The organism is Hallella bergensis DSM 17361, assembly GCF_000160535.1.
GTDB lineage: Bacteria > Bacteroidota > Bacteroidia > Bacteroidales > Bacteroidaceae > Prevotella > Prevotella bergensis.
The window spans coordinates 210,921-225,123 of record NZ_GG704782.1 but is presented as its reverse complement, the minus strand read 5'-3'; the positions used below and the strand labels follow the sequence as shown (position 1 = coordinate 225,123).

Genomic DNA, 14,203 nt, shown 5'->3' with positions numbered 1-14,203 from the left:
AGGAAAGCATCGATGCCGCATTGAACAAGATCAAGGGCATTGTTGCCATACCAGAGGTTGGCGAAGTCTACGAAGGTACGGTAAAGAGCATCATGCCCTACGGCTGCTTCGTAGAGATTCTTCCCGGAAAAGAGGGTCTGCTCCACATCTCAGAGATTGAGTGGAAACGTCTTGCAACGGTAGAAGATGCAGGCATCAAGGAAGGCGACAAGATTCAAGTTAAGCTCCTCGACATTGACGCCAAGACCGGCAAGTACAAGCTGTCTCACCGCGTGCTGCTCGAAAAGCCCGAGGGCTATGTCGAGCGTGAACGTCGTCCACGCCGCGATAATGGCGATCGCCGCCCGCGCCGTGAGAACAACAACGGTGGTGAGCGTCATCGCTTCGAGCACAACAACAACTCTGAAAACGAGAACACCGAAGAGTAAGCTATTGTCGCAAGACACACTCTATACCCCCGCAATGTCGATAGATGTTGCGGGTTTTTTATGGAACAACAGTATGCTCACTTGATTTCCAACTGACAGGTGTTATGACCTGAAAAACAGACCTTATCGCTTGACATTCATCAATAATCTCATGCGTTTAGTTAAATATAAGATGTATAAAAAATAAAAGGTGAAAAAGGCAAAGGTTTGAAATGGTTTTTTATTATCTTTGCAACAGTTTTGTATTAACTGTTTCTTAGATATTGTCTTGATGGAAGGGAACTATTTTGTTATTTTCATGAAGATCCTCGGGGCACTTGCACTCCTCATTTATGGAATGAAGGTGATGAGTGAGGCTCTTCAAAAAATGGCCGGATCGCAGTTGCGACATATCCTCGGGGCCATGACCACCAACCGGTTCACCGGCCTACTCACCGGAACATTTATTACTTGCGCCGTACAGTCATCATCTGCCACAACGGTTATGACGGTGTCTTTCGTGAATGCCGGGTTACTCACCCTTGCGCAGGCCATATCTGTTATCATGGGAGCCAACATCGGTACCACCCTCACGGCATGGATTATGTCGCTGGGGTTCAAGGTAGACCTTACGATGGCGGTGTTCCCGGCTTTCCTCTTTGGTATCATCCTGATATACAGTAAGAAGAGTCGGTATATAGGCGACTTCCTATTTGGTATCGCCTTCCTTTTCTTTTCGTTGGTTATGCTGAGCGATGCCGGCAAGGAGTTGGATCTGGCTCATAACTCAGGTGCCATCAACTTCTTTTCGAGTTTTGACACCAGCAGCCACCTGTCCATCCTGACATTCTTGCTGATAGGAACGATCATCACCTGTATGGTTCAAAGCTCTGCTGCCGTGATGGCTATTACCATTCTGCTGTGTTCTACGGGGGTGCTGCCCATCTATCTGGGTATTGCCTTGGTGATGGGTGAGAACATCGGAACAACCGCCACCGCCAACCTCGCGGCGCTCGGAGCCAACACTCAGGCTCGCCGTGCGGCTCTTGCCCACCTCGTGTTCAATCTGTTTGGTGTGATCTGGGTGCTTTTCCTGTTCTATCCTTTTGTCGATATGGTGTGTTCCTTAGTAGGTTACAACCCAACAGGGATAGGTTATAGTGAGGCAGAAAAGGCCGCCATACTCCCTATTGTGTTAGCGGCCTTCCACACATGCTTCAACGTTACGAATACATCTTTACTCATTTGGTTTATCCCCCTGATTGAGAAAGTGGTGTGCTGGATTATCAAGCCCAACGCCAATGTCGACGAGGAGGACTTCCGTCTGCGCTTTATCCAGGCTGGAATCATGAAGACTCCCGAACTCTCGGTGCTGGAGGCTCAGAAAGAGGTGCAGAGCTTCGCTGAGCGCATGCACCGCATGTTTGCTATGGTGCGTGAGCTTCTGGGCGTGGAGGATATAGACAAGTTCAAGAAGATATACGACCGGATCGAGAAGTATGAGGATATCTCTGACAACATGGAAATTGAAATCGCCAAGTACCTTGACCATGTGAGCAGTGCCCACCTGAGCGATGACACGAAAGGCAAGATCAGGGCGATGCTCCGGCAAATTTCCGAAATAGAGAGCATTGGCGACTCATGCAACAACCTGGCTCGCACCATACAACGCAGGAAGATGAGCAAAGAAGACTTCACAGAGACGCAGTATGAGCGCATTCACCAGATGTTTGAACTTACTGATGACGCCCTTGCCCAGATGATCGTGTTGCTCAAAGGCCATAAAGAAAACCTTGACCCAACGCGCTCGTTCAACATCGAGAACGAAATCAACAACTACCGCAACCAACTTCGAACAGAAAACATTACAGATATCAACAATCATGCCTACACCTATTCCATGGGAACGATGTATATGGATATCATTCAGGAATGCGAGAAGTTGGGCGACTACGTGGTGAATGTGGTCGAATCGCGCATGGGAATCAAACAGGCCGAAATATAATATTCTGGCAAACGCCGGCCGAGGAGCATATGGCATCGCCTTCAGGCTTATGCCATCTCCTCTTTCTCAAGCTCGCCAAGTTTTTGCCATATTTTCAGAAAGGTGGAATGATCCACCTTTTTTTCGTATTTCACCACAATGCCAGCATCGTTGAGCACATCGTAAGCTTGTTGTGAGATCACGTCAGCATAGACTTCGGCCACACCGCCTTCAGCCATCATACGGGCTGCCGACCGTCCCACGGCCTTCACAGCCAACTTGGCCTCAAGAAAGAGTTCTGGCTCGTCGTTAATAATGTTGTAGAGACGGCGCACGCCGTGACCGTCATAGGTGGTGATATTGCCTTCATGAAGGACAACAAGTGAGCATTGTTCTGTATGTAGCGTGTCAATTAGTTCTTGCATCATAGGACATGGTCTTTAAAGGTTGTTATCTTTCGCAAATATAAGAAATTATACTTGAAAGACTGTCAAGGATTAAGAAAAAAATAACGGCCCACCATCTATACAGCCTATCGTGCCAACTGTCCGGGAATGTACGGCTTGGCCACTATTCCCGGACTTTCAAGAGAGCGATGATAAGACAGATGTTGTCAGACTTGGTTCCACATCATGACTTGATGTAACTCCTGAGTGCCTCAACATATTCCTCGAAAGCCTTTTGCCCTTTCGACGTGATGCGACAGATGGTGGCGGGGCGCTTGCCACGGAACGTCTTCTCCACACGGATATAGCCGGCTTCCTCCAATTTGCCTATCTGCACGCTCAGGTTTCCCGATGTGGCGCCCGTCTGCTCCTTGACATAGGGGAAGTCGGCCTCCTCTACATCCATGAGCAGAGAGATGATTGCTAATCGCAGTTCGCTGTGTAGCAGTGGATTGAGAGGCTCAAACATCATTACTCCTCCTTCGTTTTGATGATTAATGCAGGCACGATGAGCCCCACGACAGCCACCCCGGCCAGTACGACCATCTCGTATGGACCGGCGTAGGCCAGTGCGAGGAAACTTCCCAAAATACCAGCGATGTAGCAGCATACGGTGATGGCGGTGCTCTTCAGGATGCGTCCGGTAATCATTCCGGCTATACCCATGAGCAGGATAATGAGTGCAGTGATGGGGGTATGGGGAAAGCTTTCCGGACTGTTCGGGGCAGGTATCACGGGCAGGGGAATCGACACTTGTAACAAAGCCAGCATGCCCATAAAGAGACCAATAGAGCCTGCCATGATGCCAAGGCTGCCCCAAATCTGCGAGATGGTTTTACTGACGAAAGTTTGTGGTATTTTCGGGTGTCTCTTCTCATATCTTTGTTCGGCCAATGCCACCAGACCGAGGGCACCCCAAAGCCCGTTAGCGCCCGCTCCAGTCGAGGTGTTCTTCCACAGATGGCCCACGGTAAGCGCGATGATAGCAACGGCCACGCCCCATATCAGCATGCTTTTCCAGCTGCCACGAGTGATGCGTTGACGACTCTCCTCAATGGTACGGCTGATGATTTCGAGACTGCGCTCGGCAGTCATGTTGTTGTTTGAAGATTCCATCGTTTTTCTTTTTAAGTTGTAAGTGAATGATTTTGTGATGTAAACGCTCAGCAAACAACTTGGCGGCAGGCCGGATCCTTTCCTGTCTCAAACTTGTTTACGCTGCAAATATAAACAAGTTTATAATATAAACCAAATTATTTCGCAAACATTTTTCATGTTAAGCCTTATTTTAACATTTGGCATGGGCTGCAGCATCAACAAGAAACGACGGTGGAAAGGGTGTCTTTCGCGATAGTCATTAGGTTTCAGCAAAAGCGTCTTGCGGACGACATACAAGCGTACTTCGGCCGTCAGACGACTGTCTTGCGGACGGCATGCATGCGTCTATCGTTCGTCAAACGATAACGAAGAAGCCAAAAGATGAAATCAATGAAGAAAATCGGATGCCCCTACAGAGGGTTGGTGCTTATCTTTTATTACCGAAGTCGGCAGGAATCTCGCCCCATTTTTGGGTTTCCCATTTAATAACCGGTGTGGTGACGGCGTGTGCACGTAGCCACTGTTCGGCACGGGCAATGACCTGATATAACTGTTCGGTCTTGGCATTACGCTCAAGCTTGGTCTTGCATTTTTTCTTCTTAACCCATAGAATGGCATTGTAGGAGTCGGAATAAATGACCTTGTCCTTGATGCCCTGTTTGTCCATCAGCGCCAAGGCGTGCACAATGGCAAGAAATTCTCCAATATTGTTTGTCCCGTGTACGGGGCCATAATGGAACACCTGTGCGCCGGTCGCAAGATCGATACAACGGTATTCCATGGGCCCGGGATTGCCGGAGCAGGCTGCATCAACGGCCCAAGCGTTGGCTTTTACTTCTGGCGGCAGGGGCAGCACTGTGTCGTGGCGATAATCTGGAGGGTTTTGAAGCATAAATTATAAGGGAAGAGTTATGAGTGAAGAATTAAGAGTTAAGAATGAAGAGGGAAGAATGAGGTATAAGCAATGGTAAATTGCCAACGCGCCAGCTAATTTTGAATTATGAATTTTGAATTGCAAACGCGTTAGCCAATTATGAATTATGAATTATGAATTTTGAATTGCTACATTCTTTCCGGCACCTCAATTCCCAATAGCTCCATGGCATTCTTAATGGTTTTGGCAACATTCGCGGCCAGTACCAAACGCGTAATTTTCTGGGCTTCGGTGTCAGCATTGAGAATGCTATAGTCATGGTAGAACTGGTTGAAGTCCTTGGTGAGTTCATAGCAATAGTTGGCTATTCCGGCCGGGTTGTAGTTCTCGCCGGCATCCTTCACGGCCACCTTAAACTCGTCTAACTTCTGAATGAGGCTTATCTCCTTCTCGTTCAGAGGAGAGTCGGCAGGCAATTCGGCGGGGATAGTGATGCCCTCGGCTTCAGCCTTACGCAAGATGGAACGGATGCGCGCATGGGTGTACTGGATGAAAGGACCCGTGTTCCCGTTGAAATCGATCGACTCCTCTGGGTTGAAGAGCATATTCTTGCGGGCATCTACCTTGAGAATAAAGTACTTCAAGGCACCCAGTCCAACAATGCGGGCAACCTCCTGCTTTTCCTCTTCGGCCATGTCGTGGAACTTGCCAAGTTCGTCACTGGTTCTGCGGGCATCCTCAATCATGGTTTCGATAAGGTCGTCGGCATCGACCACGGTGCCCTCGCGACTCTTCATCTTGCCGTTGGGAAGCTCGACCATGCCATAGGAAAAGTGAACCAAATCCTTGCCCCACTTGAAGCCGAGGCGATCCAAAAGGATGGAGAGCACCTGGAAATGATAGTTCTGCTCGTTGCCCACAACATAAATCATCTTGTCGATGGGATAGTCCTTGAACCTCAGGTCGGCCGTGCCGATGTCCTGGGTCATGTAGACGCTGGTGCCATCGGATCGAAGCAACAGTTTCTGGTCAAGACCTTCATTGGTCAGGTCAGCCCATACACTGTTATCTTCTTTCCTGAAGAAGAGCCCTTTTTCGAGTCCTTCTTCTACCTTTTTCTTTCCCTCGAGGTATGTTTTTGATTCGTAATATATCTTGTCGAAACTCACACCGAGTGCCTTATAGGTCTCGTCAAAGCCGGCATACACCCAGTTGTTCATGGTTTGCCACAGTTCGCGCACTTCCGGATCGCCCTGCTCCCACTTCACGAGCATCTCGCGGGCCTCACGAATAAGCGGAGCGTCGGCCTTGGCTTTCTCCTCGGCCTCCTCCTCGCCGAGTCCCTCGGCCATGAGTTGAGCCTTCAATTCTGCCACTTCCTCACGGTAATGCTTGTCGAAAGCCACATAGTAGTCGCCGATGAGATGGTCGCCCTTCTTGCCGGCCGACTCGGGAGTGGCATTGTTGCCCCACTTCTTCCAGGCAAGCATCGATTTGCAGATGTGTATGCCGCGGTCGTTCACAATATTGGTTTTCACCACCTTGTTGCCGTTGGCCTCCATGATTTTAGCCAAGCTCCAACCCAGAAGGTTGTTGCGAACATGGCCCAAGTGGAGCGGTTTGTTGGTGTTTGGCGATGAATACTCTATCATCACAAGCTTGCTGTCGGCCGAGACGGGTGTCTCGCCATACTTCGCATCGGCATTTATATCATTGAGAAGGGCTATCCATGCGTCGGGAGCAATGACCAGATTGAGGAATCCTCCCACAGCGTTGAAGTCTGCTACGGCTTGGCATTCGCGCACGAGGACGCTACCAATTTCCTTGGCCGTGTCTTCCGGTTTCTTGCGGGAGAGTTTCAGGAAGGGGAAAACCACAAGTGTAAGGTTACCTTCGAAATTAGCCTTGGTTTTTTGAAGTTGAATCTTGTCTGCAGGCACATCCTGCCCATAGAGTTCGCTGACAGCCTTGAGGACTGCGGAACTGATTGCCTTTTCAATATTCATCGATTTTACCGGTGTATGTTTGTTATTCATAAGTGAGTGTTGCAAAGGTACTAAAAAGATTAGAGATAGGTCGTTGAGAATCGATATTTTTAGGATAAATCCTTGCCGTGTAGATATTATTTCGCTATTTTTGTACAAGATTTGACACGGGGATGCCGGCGGGAAATCCGAAAGCCCTCATTCCCTTGGATATAGGACATCGAATGACACAGATAACCTTATCTTGCAATGATGGAAATACAGCACCGGAATCATAAGGCCATTTACCGCACCATACACGATTATCTCATCCTTGCCATTGCCATGTTGCTGGGTGTGATAAGCCTCAACTTGTTCCTGTTGCCCAACGAAATCACGATGGGCGGCATTGTGGGTATTGCTTCTGTCGTCTATTGGGGTACGGGAATACCTGTGCAAGACACCTATTTTGTATTGAACGCATTGTTGCTCTTCGTTGCCCTGCGTGTGTTGGGATGGAAGTTCTGTGCCAAGACGATCTATGCCGTAACTGTTTTCACCATTGGCACTGCGATGGCTCAGCAATATATTCCCGCGGAACTTCACCTGCTGGCTGATCAGAAATTTATGGCTTGCATTGTTGGAGGTGTCTTTATGGGAGTCAGCGTTGGACTGGGATTGTCGTCGGGAGGCAGCACCGGCGGGTCAGATGTTGTGGCAGCCATCATTCACAAGTACCGCGATGTGTCGTTGGGTCGCATCATCTTGTTATGCGACGTAACCATCATCACGTCGAGTTATCTGGTGCTTCGAGACTGGGAGAAGGTGCTCTACAGTTATGTACTGTTGTTCGTGATTGCATTCTGTGTGGATTATGTTGTCAACAGCCTGCGGCAAAGCGTGCAGTTCTTCATTGTCTCTGACAAGTTTCAGGAGATTGGCGAAGCCATCAACAAGATTGCTTCACGGGGTTGCACAACCCTGAACGGCAATGGGTTTTATTCCAAAAAGGATATCAAGGTGATTTTCTGTATTGCAAAAAGGAGCGAGTCGGCGTTTATCTTCGACCTGATCAACGAGATTGACCCTGAAGCCTTTGTGGCGCAGAGTGCTGTGATCGGCGCGTATGGACAGGGATTCGACCGTGTGAGAGTAAGGAGAAAAATGAGAATCGAAGAAATTAACCGACAATTAGGAAAGAAATACTCAAATGAAACATAAATGGATGGGCTGGCTCATGGTGATAGTGGGACTGGTATTTTTGGTTCTGTTGGGCGGCAGTATATACATGCTCTCGTATTCGCTCACGCCCGACGACAACGACACTCGCTCCTATGAGAAGATGTACAAAAAGCTATACGCCGATTATCCTGAGATAAAACCGTGGTGCGACTCTCTCCGACAAGTGAGTGCCCTGCGCGACACTTTCGTGACGATGGATAACGGCGAGCAACACCATGCGATGTATATCCCGGCAAGAGAAGATTGCAATCGCACGGCTGTGGTGGTTCACGGATATACATCCAATGCTGCGGATATCATGTATTTGGGATATATGTATCACCACGACTTGGGCTTCAACGTGCTACTGCCCGATCTCCATGCTCATGGAAAAAGTGAGGGAAAGGTGATTCAGATGGGCTGGAAGGATCGTGCCGATGTACATCGATGGATAGCGATAGCAGACTCGTTGTGGCGCGACAGCACTGATGCCGCATCGATTGTGGTGCACGGCGTGTCGATGGGGGCTGCGACAACAATGGGCGTGTCGGGCGACAGTACGCCTGCATCGGTCAAATGCTTTGTAGAGGACTGTGGCTATAGCTCGGTATGGGAAGAGTTCAGGGCGCAACTCAAAGAACAGTTTGGTATACCCGAGTTTCCTATCATGTACACCACTTCGCTGCTGTGCAACCTGCTATATGGCTGGTCGTTTGGCGAGGCTTCTCCCTTGGAGCAGGTGAAAAAATGCCATAAGCCCATGCTCTTTATTCATGGAGATGAGGACACGTTTGTGCCAACATCGATGGTATACGACCTCTATCAAGTCAAAACCGAACCCAAGGAATTGTATATAGGACGGGGGTCGGCACATGCCATGAGCTACCAAGACCATCAGAAGGAGTATACCGAAAAAGTAAGGAGTTTTGTGGAGCGGTATCTGTAGGGTGCACTATATTTGTGGGCTGACAGAAACCTTTGCCTTCAGCCTCTTGTAAAGCATGATGAAAGCCGGGATGAGGAAGAGATCGGCAGCCACCCATGCCACGGGGTCGCCCAAGCAAACACCCGTAAAGGCCAACGCCGGTACTAACCATAAGCTCACTCCACATCGCGCTATCATTTCCATAACACCCGAAAGCATCGAAAGGTTGCTGTATCCCAGTCCCTGAATGCTATAACGGAAGATGGTGAGCAACCCAAGCATGGGAAAGAAATAACTGGCTATGCGCATGAGCAAAGCTGCGTTTTCGATAACCATGTGCTCATCAGCACTGACAAACATCATCATCATATCGTCGGCAAAGGGATAGATAATGAGCACGGTGAAGACAAAATAAACCATCATCACCTTGATGGCTGAATAGACGCCCTGCTTGATACGCACCACTTTTCCTGCACCAATGTTCTGTCCACAGTAGGTAGCCATGGCCATCCCGGTATTCTCGAATACACAGGTGAAGAGATATTTGATACGCATGGCTGCTGTAAACGAAGCAACATATACTGTGCCCAAGGCATTGTTGGCACTTTGAAGCATGATGATGCCGATACCGGTAATGCTGAACTGCAGTCCCATGGGCACACCATTGTTGAGAAGAATACTTATCTTCTTGTTGTCGTACACCCGCTCCCTGCCCTGCGGGATAAGCAGTTGCATCTTCCTTTTTATATATATCCAGCAGAGCAGTGACGAGAATCCCTGAGCCATCAAGGTTGCAATACCGGCACCCATCACACCGAGGTTCATCCACATAATGAGCACCACATCGAGCAAGATGTTAAACAGCGATGAGAAGATGAGAAAATAAAAAGGTTGCTTGGAGTTGCCCAGTGCACGGATAAACCCTGCAAGGAGATTGTAGGCAATCGTGAAGGGGATGGCCAGAAACATCAGAAATAGGAATGTCCAAGCTTGGTCGAAGATATCGTAGGGCGTGTTCACGATTTTCAAAATTCTGGAACACAACATGCACGATAGAAAGGTGATGACAACGGCAAATACCAAGGCAATGCGCATGGCATTGGCAACGTAGGCTCGCATCTTCGCGAAATCCTTGGCCCCAAAGGCCTGTGCAATGGGAATGGCAAAGCCGGCACAGGCTCCATTGCAGAAACCCATCACCAGAAACATCACCGATGTTGATGCGCCTACAGCTGCAAGTGCATTGACACCAACCCAATGCCCCACGATGGAGGCATCGATAATATGATACATCTGTTGCAGAATGTAGCCTAAAATCAACGGCAAGGCAAAGCGCAGGATGCCCCGGGTGGGTGATCCTACGGTCATATCATTAATATTCGACATGGTCTGTTATCTTGAAAACGGTGCAAAGATAACACTTTTACGTGGGAAACAAGCTCTATTCCTTGACGTTTCCTATCTCGCTAACGATATTTTCCATTTTCCGCCGTCGTTCCATCGACATAATACCGCTGTTGGCATCGAGGTATGTGTAGACCTTGAAGGCCTTTTCCATGAGTATTGCCCTTAAGGGGTTGGCCTTGCAACAGGCTTCGGAATAGAGCAACTCGGCAACAAAGTTCAGCCTATCCATCCGCTCGTCATCCTTCCACTGCTCGTGGCTGTAGGCTATAAGCTCGTCAAAAGAAAGGTTGCGGACGTCATCGTACTTCCCCACATACTGTCGGTAAAGGTCCCTTAGCTCCAAATCTTTCTTGTCTCCTTCAGGCTTCTCCAAGAATTTAGTGAGGGCTGCTTGAAATTCTTCTATCAAACGGAGAAAGTAATCTCGTTGTAACATAATGATAATACGTTGGTTGAATCAAATTGGAATCATTCTTTAGATACGGAGCGTATGGGGCTACCTACTCCCTGCTTCGCCCGTACCGATGTTTTTCACCCGTTCCTCGAAGGTGTCGCGATCGACGAGAGAAGCATTCTTCACTCGTGCTCGATAGTTGTATATCGTGTTCACTGAATAGTGTAGAAAGTCAGCGATCTTACTGGAGTCGTCAATTCCCAAGCGTATTAGTGCAAAGATGCGCACCGTGGTGTTAAGGCGGAGCTTGTCGTCAAGCAGCACACGCTCCTCCGGCTTCAGCAGTTCGTTGAACGCATCGACAAAATTGGGGAACAGATGCAGGAATGCAGAGTCAAAGTTAGCATACAACTCGTCCAGCTCCTGGTCCTTGTACTGGGACGACCGGGTCAGGTCGTGAATTTCCTCGAGCTGTCGGTTCTTCAGCATACGACCCACCTTTCTGCGGAAATCATCCAACCGATCTACGTAACTGGAGCACAACCTCATAAACCGTCCCACATATTCTTCCTTAACCCGGTTGGCATCCTGCAACTGCCGATTGGATTCCCGCAACCTGTCGTTGAGCCCCGACAGCATGCCGTTGGTTCGAGACAAATCGTCGCGCGCCTCGGCCAATCGCCTGCGCTGACGATTCACATAAAGCAACGAGGCAAGCAGCAACAGTGTCATCACACTGATAATAACCAAGGTTAACCTGAGCCGGCGGTTGTATTCCGCATTCTCCGTCTTGTACCGATGGGCTATGTCAGAGAGGAGTGGTGAAATCTGAGACAAGCGTTGCCGCGACCCGAAACGAGCGGCGCAATCGCTGGTAAACCCAATATATTTGTACGCGCGGTCTACATCGCCTGTCAAAAACAACTGGTTGGCCATCTCCCACATCGAACCTTGATCCATGACGCCGTTGGTAACATCGGCCAACACCGACTCTGCCAGCCAGCGCATCATCTGCAGGGTATCATTCACATTCTTATATTCAAGATAGCGGTACATCGCTACCAGCGCATAGGGGTGCGACCCCTTTTCCACCCGCTTGAGCCACTCATCATTAAGTGCCATCGACTCCTTGAACTTTTTGTCTGCCTGCAGCTTTTGCTCCAGTATTTGGAGACGGTTGTTGTTGTATTTGGGCAGCGTCTGCAAGGCCAGCTGGCGATAGTGTTGGGCATGGCTGTCATATTCTCTCCTCATATCGGGCAATCGCGTGTAATAGGCCAGTTCACCATAGACATGGGCACGGGCATAGTAGTATATGCCACGCCCCCACTCGTCCAAAGCCGACTCGTTGATATTGCCGAGCACAGTTAAAGCCTCGTCATACATTCCCGTATTACTGCATCGTAGTGCCAGCCAAGCCCGGCATTCGTTCACTCTCAACGTATCTTTCATGCGATATGCCAGTGCGATGCATTTGTTGAGATAGAACACTGCCGAATCGTTGACATATGGTTTGTACTCCTCATACAGTCCGAAAGCTATGTCGTAGCGTCGTCGGTCGTCGGGAGCCTCGGCATATTGGCCTTTCAGTTCTATAATGCGCTGTTCTCTGATATCCACATACTGCTGAATGTTGTCTATGCCCTGGTCAATCCGTTGGAGCAGAGAATCGATCCGCTCATCCCTGGCATAGCCTGGTACGAAGATAAGAAAACATAATAATGGTATAAGGAGGCTTTTGTTATTCATACAAGTGATTGATGACGTCTGTAGACAAAGGTAGCGAATTTTTTGAGTTCATACCAAAGATTCACATGTTTTTTAACGGTCGACTTCAAGATAATCCTACCTCCGTTTTGTGCTCCCATCCTTTTGCCCTACCTTTGTAGTCGCATGAAGACCATCACCATCAACCAGCTTTCGATAGGCTACCGGGGCAAGGTCATTGCCGGCAACCTCAACGGTGAGGTGCAAAGCGGGCAACTCACCTGCCTGCTTGGCACCAACGGGGTGGGCAAGTCTACCCTGCTTCGCACCATTGCCGGCCTGCAACCCATGCTGCAGGGCGAAGTTGCGTTGCAAGGCGGGGATACCGACACAAAAGTCGTGTCTGAACTGTCGAAGGGAGAAATGGCCAGAAGGGTGGCTGTAGTCTTAACCGAACTGCCCGACGTGCGGCAGTTCTCCGTGGAACAAGTGGTGGGCATGGGGCGCTTGCCTTATACCGGATTCTTCGGACGGCTCAGTCGTGAAGACCGACAAATAGTTAACAACGCACTCACCCAGGTAGGCATCTCGGCCTTTGCCCACCGTCGCTTTGATGCCCTGAGCGACGGAGAACGCCAGAAGGTAATGATAGCCAAGGCACTGGCGCAACAAACTCCTATCATCCTCCTCGACGAGCCCACCGCATTCCTCGACTATCCCAGCAAGGTGGAGATCATGAGGATGCTGCGCCTCATGGCCAACTCCTTGAACAAGACCATACTGCTTTCCACACACGATTTGAATCTTGCCCTGCACTATGCAGACCGACTGCTCATGCTGGAGCAAGGCCTTCGGGAAATTTCCAAGAAGGAACTGGAGAGCTACCTGCAAAAACTCATCTAACAAGGGGAATCCCGACGGATTCCAAGAACTTCCGAAACACAATTTTTGCGCACTGTGATACCATGGCTTTTTCCATTGATACACAAAAGTATCAGAAAAATTTGGTAATAGCCCAAAAAAGCTCTACCTTTGCACCGCTGAAGTTTCAGCATCATCACTCTTCTACTGTCCTATGGTGTAATGGTAGCACAACAGGTTTTGGTTCTGTTTGTGGTGGTTCGAATCCGCCTAGGACAACACACGAATGCCAAGCTTTCCCAAAAAGCTTGGCATTTTGCTTTCCACACATGAAATTTCTCTCCGTAAAAGAACAAGGATCCATCGACGATGGGTACAAAGCCTATTAAAATATGGTAAAACTTTACTTATTTTTGAAAACTATCCAATAAAATACTTGTTTGTTTCACGAAAATTCCCTATATTTGCAATATAACATTATGAATAAAACAACTATGGCAAAAAGAAACGAAATTTATAAGAGTGCCTCAACAGGCAACATCGTAGAGGTAATGGTAGCAGGCGAAAGTGCGCTTGCATGTGATTGTGAATTGCTGAAAGAGAACACCACCGACGCAGCAACCGAGAAGCACGTTCCCGTGATTGAGGCCATCGAAGGTGGCTACCGCGTGACCGTAGGCTCCGTGGAGCATCCCATGACCGAGGAACACTACATCCAGTGGATCGAACTCCTTACAGAAAAAGAAGTTCTCCGCAGATATCTTGACCCCACCGACAAACCGGTGGCAGAGTTCAAGACCGATGCCAAGCACGTTTGCGCCCGCGAATACTGCAACCTTCACGGACTGTGGAAGGCTGAGAAATAAGACCATAACACAGAAAACATAATCAGGCAGGAGGTAGTCATCACTCATT

Annotated in this window: 14 protein-coding genes and 1 tRNA gene; 7 read left to right on the top strand and 8 right to left on the bottom strand. The window is 49.0% G+C overall.

The window, feature by feature from the left end:
- Nucleotides 1–428: S1 RNA-binding domain-containing protein (locus HMPREF0645_RS09315; protein ID WP_007174730.1), on the top strand; the 428-nt coding region annotated here is incomplete at its 5' end.
- Between the two features lie 271 nt (nt 429–699).
- The gene (locus tag HMPREF0645_RS09310; protein ID WP_007174729.1) at nt 700–2,412 is read left to right on the top strand and encodes a Na/Pi cotransporter family protein; all 1,713 of its coding nucleotides are present in this window, start codon (nt 700–702) and stop codon (nt 2,410–2,412) included.
- A 47-nt stretch (nt 2,413–2,459) separates the two neighbouring features.
- Here the strand turns inward: HMPREF0645_RS09310 and HMPREF0645_RS09305 are convergent, their stop codons facing one another.
- From HMPREF0645_RS09305 to argS, 5 genes are all read right to left on the bottom strand, one after another.
- Complete coding sequence (locus HMPREF0645_RS09305) at nt 2,460–2,819, bottom strand: DUF1893 domain-containing protein (protein WP_007174728.1); 360 nt, start codon at nt 2,817–2,819, stop codon at nt 2,460–2,462.
- 202 nt (nt 2,820–3,021) lie between these two features.
- A complete protein-coding gene (locus tag HMPREF0645_RS09300; protein ID WP_044123550.1) occupies nt 3,022–3,306 on the bottom strand; it encodes a winged helix-turn-helix domain-containing protein in 285 nt (94 codons plus the stop codon).
- A gap of 2 nt (nt 3,307–3,308) precedes the next feature.
- Complete coding sequence (locus HMPREF0645_RS09295; RefSeq protein WP_007174726.1) at nt 3,309–3,953, bottom strand: hypothetical protein; 645 nt, start codon at nt 3,951–3,953, stop codon at nt 3,309–3,311.
- Nucleotides 3,954–4,362: 409 nt separating this feature from the next.
- Nucleotides 4,363–4,827, bottom strand: coding sequence for an RNase H family protein (locus tag HMPREF0645_RS09290; RefSeq protein ID WP_007174725.1), 465 nt, complete (start codon nt 4,825–4,827; stop codon nt 4,363–4,365).
- Nucleotides 4,828–4,997: 170 nt separating this feature from the next.
- Nucleotides 4,998–6,815 (bottom strand): arginine--tRNA ligase, encoded by a 1,818-nt coding sequence (argS, locus tag HMPREF0645_RS09285; RefSeq protein ID WP_044123549.1) that lies wholly within the window; start codon nt 6,813–6,815, stop codon nt 4,998–5,000.
- Between the two features lie 228 nt (nt 6,816–7,043).
- Between argS and HMPREF0645_RS09280 the strand changes: the two genes are divergently transcribed.
- Complete coding sequence (locus tag HMPREF0645_RS09280) at nt 7,044–7,994, top strand: YitT family protein (RefSeq protein WP_007174723.1); 951 nt, start codon at nt 7,044–7,046, stop codon at nt 7,992–7,994.
- Nucleotides 7,984–8,940, top strand: a complete 957-nt coding sequence (locus HMPREF0645_RS09275) for an alpha/beta hydrolase (protein WP_007174722.1) — start codon at nt 7,984–7,986, stop codon at nt 8,938–8,940. Before HMPREF0645_RS09280 ends, HMPREF0645_RS09275 begins: the two co-directional genes overlap by 11 nt.
- A gap of 6 nt (nt 8,941–8,946) precedes the next feature.
- Here the strand turns inward: HMPREF0645_RS09275 and HMPREF0645_RS09270 are convergent, their stop codons facing one another.
- Genes HMPREF0645_RS09270 through HMPREF0645_RS09260 form a run of 3 tightly spaced genes read right to left on the bottom strand, consistent with a single transcriptional unit; the run spans nt 8,947 to nt 12,469 of the window.
- A complete protein-coding gene (locus HMPREF0645_RS09270; protein WP_007174721.1) occupies nt 8,947–10,305 on the bottom strand; it encodes an MATE family efflux transporter in 1,359 nt (452 codons plus the stop codon).
- Between the two features lie 55 nt (nt 10,306–10,360).
- The gene (locus HMPREF0645_RS09265) at nt 10,361–10,762 is read right to left on the bottom strand and encodes a hypothetical protein (RefSeq protein ID WP_007174720.1); all 402 of its coding nucleotides are present in this window, start codon (nt 10,760–10,762) and stop codon (nt 10,361–10,363) included.
- Between the two features lie 60 nt (nt 10,763–10,822).
- The gene (locus tag HMPREF0645_RS09260) at nt 10,823–12,469 is read right to left on the bottom strand and encodes a DUF6377 domain-containing protein (RefSeq protein ID WP_007174719.1); all 1,647 of its coding nucleotides are present in this window, start codon (nt 12,467–12,469) and stop codon (nt 10,823–10,825) included.
- Nucleotides 12,470–12,613: 144 nt separating this feature from the next.
- Between HMPREF0645_RS09260 and HMPREF0645_RS09255 the strand changes: the two genes are divergently transcribed.
- The 3 genes from HMPREF0645_RS09255 (at nt 12,614) to HMPREF0645_RS09245 (ending at nt 14,154) form a co-directional block, all read left to right on the top strand.
- Nucleotides 12,614–13,330: an ABC transporter ATP-binding protein gene (locus HMPREF0645_RS09255; protein WP_007174717.1), complete on the top strand. Its 717-nt coding sequence runs from the start codon at nt 12,614–12,616 to the stop codon at nt 13,328–13,330.
- A gap of 166 nt (nt 13,331–13,496) precedes the next feature.
- Nucleotides 13,497–13,567, top strand: a tRNA-Gln gene (locus tag HMPREF0645_RS09250).
- Nucleotides 13,568–13,782: 215 nt separating this feature from the next.
- Entirely contained in the window at nt 13,783–14,154 is a 372-nt protein-coding gene (locus HMPREF0645_RS09245; protein ID WP_044123495.1) for a desulfoferrodoxin, read from the top strand.
- Nucleotides 14,155–14,203: the final 49 nt, after the last annotated feature.

Excerpts from the sequence above, each read along its gene's own strand:
- HMPREF0645_RS09260 (WP_007174719.1), bottom strand. The coding sequence starts at position 12,469 with ATGAATAACAAAAGCCTCCTTATACCATTATTATGTTTTCTTATCTTC.
- HMPREF0645_RS09290 (WP_007174725.1), bottom strand. The coding sequence starts at position 4,827 with ATGCTTCAAAACCCTCCAGATTATCGCCACGACACAGTGCTGCCCCTG.
- HMPREF0645_RS09295 (WP_007174726.1), bottom strand. The coding sequence starts at position 3,953 with ATGGAATCTTCAAACAACAACATGACTGCCGAGCGCAGTCTCGAAATC.
- HMPREF0645_RS09255 (WP_007174717.1), top strand. The coding sequence starts at position 12,614 with ATGAAGACCATCACCATCAACCAGCTTTCGATAGGCTACCGGGGCAAG.
- argS (WP_044123549.1), bottom strand. The coding sequence starts at position 6,815 with ATGAATATTGAAAAGGCAATCAGTTCCGCAGTCCTCAAGGCTGTCAGC.
- HMPREF0645_RS09305 (WP_007174728.1), bottom strand. The coding sequence starts at position 2,819 with ATGATGCAAGAACTAATTGACACGCTACATACAGAACAATGCTCACTT.
- HMPREF0645_RS09275 (WP_007174722.1), top strand. The coding sequence starts at position 7,984 with ATGAAACATAAATGGATGGGCTGGCTCATGGTGATAGTGGGACTGGTA.
- HMPREF0645_RS09310 (WP_007174729.1), top strand. The coding sequence starts at position 700 with ATGGAAGGGAACTATTTTGTTATTTTCATGAAGATCCTCGGGGCACTT.
- HMPREF0645_RS09280 (WP_007174723.1), top strand. The coding sequence starts at position 7,044 with ATGATGGAAATACAGCACCGGAATCATAAGGCCATTTACCGCACCATA.
- HMPREF0645_RS09245 (WP_044123495.1), top strand. The coding sequence starts at position 13,783 with ATGGCAAAAAGAAACGAAATTTATAAGAGTGCCTCAACAGGCAACATC.
- HMPREF0645_RS09270 (WP_007174721.1), bottom strand. The coding sequence starts at position 10,305 with ATGTCGAATATTAATGATATGACCGTAGGATCACCCACCCGGGGCATC.
- HMPREF0645_RS09265 (WP_007174720.1), bottom strand. The coding sequence starts at position 10,762 with ATGTTACAACGAGATTACTTTCTCCGTTTGATAGAAGAATTTCAAGCA.
- HMPREF0645_RS09300 (WP_044123550.1), bottom strand. The coding sequence starts at position 3,306 with ATGTTTGAGCCTCTCAATCCACTGCTACACAGCGAACTGCGATTAGCA.